Genomic DNA, 10455 nt, shown 5'->3' on the forward strand with positions numbered 1-10455 from the left:
ATGCCAATGCTGCTGTCTGTAAGCTTACTAAAGCGCTCTAGCCTTGCTATAGCAGCTTGGGTTTCAAGGTGTGTGTTATCGTGCTTATTATCGCTCATAATTACTCTCCTCCTTAAAACAGTATATAGCGCAAACTTGAACAACCCCTGAAAGGCTTAAAAGCAAATTACAGGCACAAAAAAACGCGGTACTCCGCGCTTTTTTAAATATTAACGGTTAAACAGAGCCGTTAATTGGTCCATGTTCGTGGTTAACATGTGGGTTTTGCCCGCGCTGGCGCAGTAAATGGTCCATTAAGGTAATGGCCATCATTGCCTCAGCAATAGGGATTGCACGAATACCAACGCACGGGTCATGACGACCTTTGGTGATCATCTCTACTGCTTCGTTTTCAGTATTAATGCTTTTACCTGGAATAGTGATACTTGATGTAGGCTTAAGCGCAATTGAAGCGATGATATCTTGCCCTGTAGAAATACCAGCAAGTACGCCACCCGCGTGGTTTGAGGTAAAGCCTTCTGGGGTTAATTCATCACGATGCTCTGAGCCTTTTTGCTCTACCACATCAAAGCCATCGCCAATTTCTACACCTTTAACGGCATTAATACTCATTAGTGAATGCGCAATCTCAGCATCTAGCCTATCAAATACAGGCTCACCTAATCCTACCGGTACGTTGCTAGCCACTACTTTTACTTTAGCGCCCACTGAGTCACCTTGCTTTTTAAGGTCTCGCATGTACTCATCAAGCGCTTCTAGCTTACTTGCATCAGGGAAAAAGAATAAGTTGTTTTCAACTTCATCCCAGTCGTAACTTTCGGCTTCTATTGGCCCAAGTTGGCTTAAACATGCTTTTACTTCAATACCATGAAACTGCTTTAGGTATTTTTTAGCAATTGCGCCTGCCGCTACACGAATTGCGGTTTCACGCGCAGAAGAGCGACCACCGCCGCGATAATCGCGCAGGCCGTATTTGTGCCAGTAAGTGTAATCGCCATGACCTGGGCGAAACACATCTTTAATTTTACCGTAGTCTTTTGAGCGCTGATCGGTATTTTCGATAAGTAAACCAATGCTTGTGCCTGTGGTTTTACCTTCAAAAACGCCTGAAAGAATTTTTATCTGATCGTCTTCTCGGCGCTGCGTTGTATAGCGGCTTTGCCCAGGTTTACGACGGTCTAAATCAATTTGTAAGTCAGCCTCTGTGATCTCAAGGCCTGCGGGAGTACCATCTACAACACCGCCTAGGGCAACGCCGTGGCTCTCACCAAAGGTGGACACTTTAAACAACTGCCCTATGCTATTACCTGCCATTAACTTTCCTCATTCCTAATGACTACAAAAGTTGCCGAGCATACGCTCGGCCTAAAATTTATTTTGCAAAATACGTATCAAGCTGCGCTTTGCTTATTACAAATACACCTAAGCCGCCTTGCTCAAACTCAACCCACTCAAATGGTGCACCCGGATACAAAGCATCCATATGTACCATAGAGTTACCAACTTCTACAAATAACAAACCGTTATCAGTTAGATGATTGCTAGCATGCTCTAAAATAGTACGTGTAACGTCTAAGCCATCATGCCCAGATGCTAAACCAAGCTCAGGCTCATGATGAAATTCTCGTGGTAAATCAGCCATGTCCTCAGCATCAACATACGGAGGATTAGCTACTATTAGGTCATACTTTTGCCCTGGCACTCCACTAAATACATCTGACTGAATAGGCAGTACGCGGTCAATTAGCATATAGTCGTTTATGTTTATATCTGCTACTTCAAGCGCTTCATACGAAATATCAACCGCATCTACTTGCGCCGTTTCAAACGCCTGAGCAAGCGCAATAGCAATACAAGCAGAGCCTGTGCATAAATCTAAAATACGGTTAACGCTTTGCGGCTGCTCAAGCCACGGTGAAAACTTATTAGCAATAAGTTCAGCAAACGGCGAGCGCGGAATAAGCACACGCTCATCGACATAAAATGGCATGCCCGCAAACCAAGCAATGTTTGTTAAATAAGGAACCGGAGTGCAGTCATTTATACGCTCTGCGATTAACCCTGCTAGGCGGTTTTTTTCTGTGCTTGTTAACCGCGCATGCATTAACTCTTTGGGGGCATCAATAGGTAAACTTAGCGCAGGCAGTAATAAGCTAACTGCTTCATCCCACGCGTTATCTGTGCCATGTCCAAAAAATATTCCACTACTTGCAAATTGGCTTGTAGTCCAGCGTAACCAGTCATGTAACGTTGACAGTTCTGCAACAGCTTCATCAAGTGTTGCTTCTTCTATTTGTAAATCACTCATATTTTTTACCTGTTTTAGCTAACTGACTGTTTTGAGTCTTTGCGACGATTGCATTGCCTAACTGTGCTGAGCAAATTACAATTGCCCCTCACCTTTATATTGTACCGCCTTTTGCGCTGCGTTTTTACGTTTTTTTGTTTAGGTAAAATTTATGAAAAAAGACATCTCATCACAATCGTCCCTAAGCAATGACGACATTGACCTTTTTCGCCAAACAATTACAGGCGCTAAGGTGTTTAAACAAGATACCCATAGGTTTGATACAAAACCTAAGGTGTCACAAGCGAAGCAATTTGCCCAGCAAAAAAAGCAGGTTGAGTCTGAATTTTTCTTCTCTGACGAATATATTCCCGATATAGACACAAATAGCACCATTAATTACGTGCAAAATGGCCACGACTCTTTTTTAGCAAAACAGTTACGACGCGGCGACTTTGCGCCCGATTTAACACTCGACCTGCACGGGCTTAATAAAGAACGTGCAAAAGATGAACTCGCGGGGCTTATTCACGAGTGCAAAAAACAGCATTATTACTGCGCGTGCATAGTGCATGGCATTGGCGAGCGTGTTTTAAAACACAAAGTACCGCAGTATTTGGTACAGCACCCCGATGTAATTGCCATGCATCAAGCACCGCTAGAATACGGCGGGCGCGGTGCCGTGCTGATTTTAATTGATTTACCACAAAGCGATGAGTTTAGACGTTAATTAAAGGAAGAATACGTGCAAATTTTTTCGATTATTTTTCCCTTAATTTTTATTGTCGCACTGGGCTACACCTGTTGTTATTTTAAGTTTTTTAATCAGCAGCATATTGCCGGCTTAAGTAAATTTACTTTTTATGTGAGCTTACCCGCCTTTTTAATGCTCAATATGTCGCAAATAAATTTGCATCAAAGTATTAGCCTCGAAGCATTTTTAAGCTTTTATATTCCTGTATTAGCGGTATTTGCTTTGGGCATACTTATTGATAGGTACTATTTAACTAAACAAGCCAATGCTGGAAATTATCAACAGCATAGTGTGTTTGGTCTTGCCGGTAGTTATTCAAATATGGTGTTAGTGGGTATACCCATTGTTATTGCTTCACTTGGCAAAGACATGATTGCTATCGCCTTTATGATCATCACATTTCATAGCACGCTGCTTTTTGCGTTAACTTATTTAATAGGCGCGAAAGGAAACACAGCTGACTTCTCGTGGGCAAAATTTGCTAAAAACATGGTCCTTAACCCTATAGTGTTAAGTATTGGCTGTGGATTACTTTTAAATGTGTCGGGAATTACATTATTTGCTAATTTAGCCAATGCCTTAGAGCTACTCGCCAGCCCTGCTATTGCATGTGCTTTATTTGTGTTAGGCGCTAATTTGGTGTTTTATAAGGTGGCAGCAAATTGGCAGCCGGCCCTTATTTCTTCACTGTTAAAAATACTGATTTTACCTGCTGCTGTGTGTGTAGCAGCTACGTGGGTGTTTGTACTAGATACGCAAATTCGTAACGTACTGGTATTGCTGAGCGCCTCGCCTGTTGGCGTTAATGCGTATTTAATTGCAAGCCAATTAAATACGCATCAAGTTACGCTCGCCGGTGCAGTGGTGCTTTCAACGGTGCTTAGTGTTGTAAGCTTTTCGTTTTGGCTTGCTGTGCTTTTATAAAATCGCTTATTTAAGTGCGGCCACTACCGAAATTTCGACCAATAGCGCATCGCGCGCCATTTTAGCTTCAACACAGGCGCGTGCTGGTGCATAACCTTCTGGCACCCACGCATCCCATACAGCATTCATATCGGCAAAATATTCCATGCTCTTAACGTAAATAGTTGCGCTTAGCATATGCTTTTTAGAACTCCCCGCCTGCTCAAGTAAGGCCTCTACTTTGTCGAGCATAGTTTGCGTTTGCTCTGTAATGTTTTGCTCTGCATCGCTGCATACTTGTCCGCATAAATAAACGGTTCCATTATGTTTAACTATACGGCTCATGCGCGCACCCGTTTCAAGGCGTTCTATACTCATTGTTATCTCTTTTCTCTATATGTTGGCAGGCGCGTTAATATTTACATATTCACTGCGCTGTGATGTTTCATCATACTGAATTACAGCAACCGCTGCAGTGTTAAAAATAGGCATGTTACCCGGGCTGAGCTGATCAACTATATAGCTCACAATAGGCATATGGGCGACCACCAACCAGGTATTACACTGAGGATGCATAGCAATAAGTGTTTCTAAATAATCAGCTGCTATTTGTGGCTTACCCTCGGGGATTATGTCGCTACAGGTTTCACTAAATTTAAATACATTGTTTTTTTCAACTTCTTTAGCTGTTTGCTGCGCGCGCGAGTAAGGACTTACCAATAACGCATCAACAGAAAAGTGTTTGTGTAGCCATAAGCCCATTTTTTCTGCTTCTGCATGGCCTTTCGGTGTTAGGTTTCTTGCTGCGTCGTTAGCTTGCATCGGTGTCGCTTCGCCGTGGCGCATAATTAAGATTGTTTTCATAAAAAATCAACCGATTAATGAATATAAAACAGTAGCCAGTTTGCCCATTTGTCCGCTATATTAACTATTATTCCAAAGAATAATTCTCTCATGATATTCAGGTAAATCTTTTCGCTATTTTTTCGCTGTCCTGAAGCTATCATCTGTTGTTAACAAGTAAACGTCTAGTTTCAGGAGCATCATTTGAATATCAGCCGCAATGATAACAGAGCATACCGCGCCATTACACTCGACAATGGGCTAAAAGTATTATTAGTGCAAGATAAAGATTCAACTAAAGCCGCTGCTTCTATGGCGGTTAACGCTGGCCATTTTGATGACCCCCTTGACAGGCAAGGCCTTGCACACTTTTTAGAGCATATGCTTTTTTTAGGTACCGACCAATACCCTGATTCTGGAAGCTTTAATAATTTTGTGTCTCAATCGGGCGGTAACACCAACGCCTGGACCGGCACTGAGCACACGTGCTATTACTTTGATATTAATAACCAAGCCATTGAAAAAGCACTTGCGCAATTTAGCCGTTTTTTTATTGCCCCATTATTAAACCCAGCGGAAACCGAAAAAGAACGTAATGCCATAGAGGCTGAGTTTAAATTAAAAATAAAAGATGATGGGCGTCGTATTTATCAGGCTCATAAAGAAACCGTAAACCCAGCCCACCCCTTTGCTAAATTTTCGGTGGGTAATTTACATACCCTCGCCGATAGAGAGCGCTGCATAAGTGACGAGTTAAGAGATTTTTTTAATAAGCACTATCAAGCGCAGTGGATGACACTGGTAATTTGTGCCAACGAACCGCTTGATACACTCGCGCAGTGGACGCATCGTTATTTTAGTGGCATTAATGGCCATAAAGGTGCGCTTAAAGCCCCTATTGAGGAGCCATTATATCGCGCGCAAGATATTGGCAAAGTACTGCACATTGAACCACACAAGCACATGCAAAAACTCATTATTAGTTTTGCTATGCCAAATATCGATGACTTTTATCGCCACAAAACCGTCAGCTTTATAGCCCATTTACTCGGCTACGAAGGCGCAGGCTCGTTGTACTCAATTTTAAAAGAGCAAGGGTGGATTAACGCACTTTCTGCCGGCGGCGGTATAAATGGCAGTAACTTTAAAGATTTTAACATTAGCATGGCGCTTACCGATGAAGGCATTGAATACTTTGAAGACATAATAGAAATTGTGTTTGAGTATATTTGCCTAATCAACGATAACACCGACAAACTACCGCGCCTGTATCAAGATAAAAAAAACCTCTTACAAATTGCGTTTGATAACCAAGAAAAATCGCGCTTAATAGATTGGGTAAGTAACCTAAGCATTAATATGCAACACTACGACGAAGCTAACTATGTGCAAGGCGATTACTTAATGGAGGGCTTTAATAAAGCCACTCACGAAATGGCGATGCAATGGCTTACCCCGCATAATATGCGCTTAGTACTTATTCATCCAGGCGTAGAGGCAGAGCACACCACCGCGTGGTACAACACCCCTTACAAAGTTGAGCCAATTTCGCCGCATTGGCTGGAGTCGCTTGCGCATATAAATAAACCGCTGAGCACTATGCTGCTGCCCACAGCAAACCCCTATTTAACAAAAGAAGTGGTGCTATACGAAGTCGAAAAACCTCAAACCAAGCCTTTACTGTTAGTTAAAGAGCCTGGGTTTGACTTTTGGTTTAAACAAGACAACACCTTTAGAGTGGCCAAAGGTCATTTTTATTTAGCAATGGACTCGCACTTTGCAGTAAAAGATGTAAAGCACATGGCATTAACGCGCCTTTTTAGTGACTTATTTATGGACAGTGTTGGCGAGCAATTTTACCCCGCAGAATTGGCAGGTTTAAGTTATCATTTAACCTCTCATCAAGGCGGGCTTACGTTGCACACTGCTGGGCTATCGACTAGTCAGCTAGAGTTGGTGGAGCAATTACTTGATGCGCTGTTTAATGTTGATATTTGCGCACGCCGCTTTGCCGAATACAAAAAGCAACTGGTAAGGCACTGGCGTAACAGCAACCAAAATAAACCCGTGAGTGAATTATTTAGCGTGTTAGGTGCCAAAATAATGCCATGGAACCCACAACCCGATGAGTTAGCCACTGCACTTAAAAATACATGTTTTCAGCAATTTAACGAATTTAGAGCCGATTTTTTTAAAGCCTTACATGTTGAGTCGTTTTTACACGGTAATTGGCAACAAACAGACGCGAAGGTATTTCATAAAAAAGTGGCAGAGCATTTAAAAAACGCCACGGCTATTGAGGATTTAACACGCCCGCTGCACGAGATAGACCAAGTGACTCGCTGCGAACTTGAACTGCCATGCAGTGATAACGCCATGGTCATTTACTACCAAGCACAAAGTGCAGAAGTGGATGAAAAAGTTAAATTAATGGCACTTAATCATATAATTAACCAAGACTATTTTAACGAGCTGAGAACCACACAACAGCTAGGTTACTTAGTTGGCTCTGGCTATGCACCATTTAACACCCGCGCCGGTATTGCTTTTTATATTCAATCACCAAAATTTGAAGCTCAGACTCTACTGCACAGGCATAATCATTTTGTAAGCCAGTTTATTGCTAACCTAGACTCCCTGGATGAAACAACATGGCAGCAGCATAAACAAGGTTTGACAACTCATATTGCTGAAAAAGATAAAAACTTACGGTTACGTTCACAGCGCTTTTGGCTGGCAATAGGCAATAAAGATCATGACTTTCATATGCAAAAACGCCTCCTAGAGGCACTGCACGCCCTCAGCCTAGAAGAAATGAAAAGCTATGCCATAGCTACTTTTTCTAAAGATAGGCCAAGGTATGAGTTATTAAGTAGCGCAAAAGTAAATAAATCGCAAAAAATGCCGCTTTGCTCGCAATCTCTTTGACTCTGCAAGTGGCATGATTTAAATTATCATTTGTTAATTAGTAGTAATAAAACAAATGATAAAAATAACAACAATAAAATGTGGTTTTTACTGGTTGCTGCTAAGCCTAGCACCCGCAGCGGTTGCCTTTGAACACGCCTTTAATATAAATACCAACACCGTTTTAATTATTGCCAGTGCCCTACTTGCGCTGGCTTTGCCATACCTATTATTTGTAATTTATAAATTAAAGCGCTCTCGGTTACAGCACAGCCTCTCGGAAAAGCGCTTAAAAAGCACGGTTGAAGGCAGTGGCGATACGCTTTGGGATTGGAATATAAAAACTGGCGAAGTTATTCGTATTAACGATAAATACATGATGGATTCAACAACGTTAATGGGTTTTCCGCCAAACAAAAGCTTGATCCACCCACACGATATTGCCTCAGTAGAGCATTTATTAAAAAAACACTTTGCTCAAAAGTCTGCTTTTTTTGAAGCCACTTATCGCATTAAAGACACCTTTGGCCACTGGCACTGGGTATTAGACCGCGGAAAAATAATAGAAAAAGATGCCAACTTAGCGCCACTGAGAATGACCGGCACAGTGCGTGATATTTCAGTGTTAAAATCAACACAAGAGCGCCTCAATTTATTTGCTAAGTGTGTAGAATCACTCACTGATGCACTTGCTATATATGATAAAAACTTTAACTTAGTTGATATTAACCCCAGCTTTTTAACGCTTTTTGGTGGCGTTAGAGAGCAATATCTCAAAAAGCCTTTTAACTTACCTGGTTACGATAAAAGCTACACAGAAAACATTAAAAATATAGTGCGAGAGCGGGAGCGAATTCAACAAGAGGTAAAACTGCGCAATAGTGAGCGAGTGTTACTGCCAATAGAGATTTCTATTGATGAGATAAAAAACGATCAACACCAAATAACAAACTATGTAGTGGTTTATTCAGATTTAACCGAACGTAAAAATGCACAATCGCAACTGCATAATTTATCAAATAGAGACCGTACGACCAGTTTACCTAACAGAAATTTATTTTTTACCGACCTACAAAAGCTAGTAAAACAAAATACCCACCATGCCCTTTTGGTATTTGATTTAGATAACTTTAAAAAGATTAATGATTCATTAGGCCACCAGCTAGGCGACAGCCTATTAGCAAAACTGGCTATGCGATTAAATAAGTTAACCCGAGAGAATGATGTTTTTTACCGCCTAGGGGGTGATGAATTTGCCTTAGTTATGGCAGATACTAATGATATTCATGTTATTACTCGCATGGCAAAGCAATTTTTAGCTGCAATTGCGACCCCATTTAAAATGGCAGGCCACGAGCTCGCTATTACCTCAAGCGTAGGCATAGTGTTATTCCCCGAAGATGGCAGTACGCCAGAGCTGTTATTAAAAAACGCTGATACCGCAATGTATCATGCTAAAAAGAAAGGCAATAGTTACCTGTTTTTTAACGACACCATGAACCGCCAAGCGGTTAAACGCTTACAAATAGAAAACCTAATGCGCTTTGGTCTAAAAGAAAACCATTTTGAAGTGTATTACCAACCAAAAATGAATATTCGCACAGGTAAACTTACCGGAATGGAAGCATTAGTGCGCTTTATAACCCCTAAAAAAGGCGTTATTAGCCCCGGTGTATTTATTCCTATTGCAGAGGAAACCGGGCAAATAATAGAAATTGGTGAAGTGGTTTTAAACAAAGCGTGTCGCGATGTAAAACAATGGCTAGACGATGGGCTATTTAGCGGCCGAGTTGCAGTTAACTTATCGGCTAAGCAGTTTAGCTTGCCAGATTTAACGACCCGTATTGACGTGATATTGCAAAAAAACGAGCTACCTTCTTACTTTTTAGAGCTGGAAATTACCGAAGGCACGGTAATGGACGATCCACAAGAAGCCATTGCAATTATGCGCTCGCTAAGTGCCCGTGGTATTCATTTAGCCATGGACGATTTTGGTACAGGTTATTCATCTTTAGCGTACTTAAAACAATTTCCGCTGAATACCTTAAAAGTAGACAAAGCATTTATTGATGACATGAAAACCGAACGAGGCCGCAACATGGTTGATTCTATCGTGACGATTGCGCAAAACCTCGATTTACATGTGGTTGCTGAAGGTGTGGAGCAAGCAAGCCAAATTGACATACTCAAAACGCTAAATTGTGAAACCGTACAAGGCTACTTCTATTCAAAACCGCTTTCAAAAGATGAGTTTACGGCCTTTTTGAAACAGCAACAAAGCAACTCTACGCCAAGCCTTATTAGTGCTAATAACCATTTAGCGCAAATAAGGTAATGTTACGGGCGCCATATACACGCACCAGCTCCTACGTTGCGTATAAAAGCACGCCTGTAATGCAAACCAAATAAGCACCATGCGCCCGGTCCGATTAGCGCCCCTAATAAAATCCACCGTTTAATTGGCATACCTTTTTTAAGCGCTTGAACATAAATGGCCAAAGCACATAGAGCATTAATAAAAACGAAAAGCAAACATCACCCCAACTGAGCTCAAAAGCAAAGCCGCGCATTTTAACGGCAAATAACACACTTTTAAAGCAGCAGGCTTAATAAGCCAATGAGTCGCCATTTAGCTATCAGTGCATATAAATTAAGTATTGATGCAGATTACTATTACCTAGTTTAAAAATTTAGCCATAAAAAAAGCCGGCATAGCGCCAGCTTTTTTGTATAGCTTGGGTTACTTTTCAGCGCGACCCAT

General features: G+C 41.5%; 9 protein-coding genes. 4 read left to right on the forward strand and 5 right to left on the reverse strand.

The features are described 5' to 3' along the window. Positions 1 to 216: 216 nt before the first annotated feature. Both aroC and prmB read right to left on the reverse strand, forming a co-directional pair. On the reverse strand, positions 217 to 1314 hold the full coding sequence (gene aroC / locus B2R65_RS07140) for a chorismate synthase (protein WP_286741760.1): 1098 nt from the start codon (positions 1312 to 1314) through the stop codon (positions 217 to 219). Between the two features lie 58 nt (positions 1315 to 1372). After that, positions 1373 to 2308: a 50S ribosomal protein L3 N(5)-glutamine methyltransferase gene (gene prmB, locus B2R65_RS07145; protein WP_286741761.1), complete on the reverse strand. Its 936-nt coding sequence runs from the start codon at positions 2306 to 2308 to the stop codon at positions 1373 to 1375. A 151-nt stretch (positions 2309 to 2459) separates the two neighbouring features. Between prmB and smrB the strand changes: the two genes are divergently transcribed. Continuing rightward, positions 2460 to 3017 (forward strand): endonuclease SmrB, encoded by a 558-nt coding sequence (smrB, locus tag B2R65_RS07150; RefSeq protein WP_024031888.1) that lies wholly within the window; start codon positions 2460 to 2462, stop codon positions 3015 to 3017. A 15-nt stretch (positions 3018 to 3032) separates the two neighbouring features. After that, positions 3033 to 3965, forward strand: coding sequence for an AEC family transporter (locus B2R65_RS07155; RefSeq protein ID WP_055253036.1), 933 nt, complete (start codon positions 3033 to 3035; stop codon positions 3963 to 3965). Between the two features lie 6 nt (positions 3966 to 3971). Here the strand turns inward: B2R65_RS07155 and B2R65_RS07160 are convergent, their stop codons facing one another. Further along, positions 3972 to 4322, reverse strand: a complete 351-nt coding sequence (locus B2R65_RS07160; protein WP_004587297.1) for a RidA family protein — start codon at positions 4320 to 4322, stop codon at positions 3972 to 3974. Between the two features lie 15 nt (positions 4323 to 4337). Continuing rightward, on the reverse strand, positions 4338 to 4808 hold the full coding sequence (sixA, locus tag B2R65_RS07165) for a phosphohistidine phosphatase SixA (RefSeq protein WP_004587298.1): 471 nt from the start codon (positions 4806 to 4808) through the stop codon (positions 4338 to 4340). A 183-nt stretch (positions 4809 to 4991) separates the two neighbouring features. Between sixA and B2R65_RS07170 the strand changes: the two genes are divergently transcribed. Next, positions 4992 to 7715 (forward strand): insulinase family protein, encoded by a 2724-nt coding sequence (locus B2R65_RS07170; protein ID WP_096739928.1) that lies wholly within the window; start codon positions 4992 to 4994, stop codon positions 7713 to 7715. Positions 7716 to 7770: 55 nt separating this feature from the next. Continuing rightward, positions 7771 to 10029, forward strand: a complete 2259-nt coding sequence (locus B2R65_RS07175; protein ID WP_248531115.1) for a sensor domain-containing protein — start codon at positions 7771 to 7773, stop codon at positions 10027 to 10029. A gap of 2 nt (positions 10030 to 10031) precedes the next feature. On the opposite strand, the gene B2R65_RS07180 is transcribed toward B2R65_RS07175, so the two are convergent. Further along, the gene (locus tag B2R65_RS07180) at positions 10032 to 10211 is read right to left on the reverse strand and encodes a hypothetical protein (RefSeq protein WP_374274991.1); all 180 of its coding nucleotides are present in this window, start codon (positions 10209 to 10211) and stop codon (positions 10032 to 10034) included. Between the last annotated feature and the right edge of the window lie 244 nt (positions 10212 to 10455).

This window comes from Pseudoalteromonas sp. UBA2102 (assembly GCF_002331165.1).
Taxonomy (GTDB): Bacteria; Pseudomonadota; Gammaproteobacteria; order Enterobacterales; family Alteromonadaceae; genus Pseudoalteromonas; species Pseudoalteromonas atlantica.

Bases quoted from the DNA above. Each gene is read 5' to 3' on its own strand.
- B2R65_RS07175 (WP_248531115.1), top strand. From the start codon at position 7,771: ATGATAAAAATAACAACAATAAAATGTGGTTTTTACTGGTTGCTGCTA.
- sixA (WP_004587298.1), bottom strand. From the start codon at position 4,808: ATGAAAACAATCTTAATTATGCGCCACGGCGAAGCGACACCGATGCAA.
- aroC (WP_286741760.1), bottom strand. From the start codon at position 1,314: ATGGCAGGTAATAGCATAGGGCAGTTGTTTAAAGTGTCCACCTTTGGT.
- prmB (WP_286741761.1), bottom strand. From the start codon at position 2,308: ATGAGTGATTTACAAATAGAAGAAGCAACACTTGATGAAGCTGTTGCA.
- smrB (WP_024031888.1), top strand. From the start codon at position 2,460: ATGAAAAAAGACATCTCATCACAATCGTCCCTAAGCAATGACGACATT.
- B2R65_RS07160 (WP_004587297.1), bottom strand. From the start codon at position 4,322: ATGAGTATAGAACGCCTTGAAACGGGTGCGCGCATGAGCCGTATAGTT.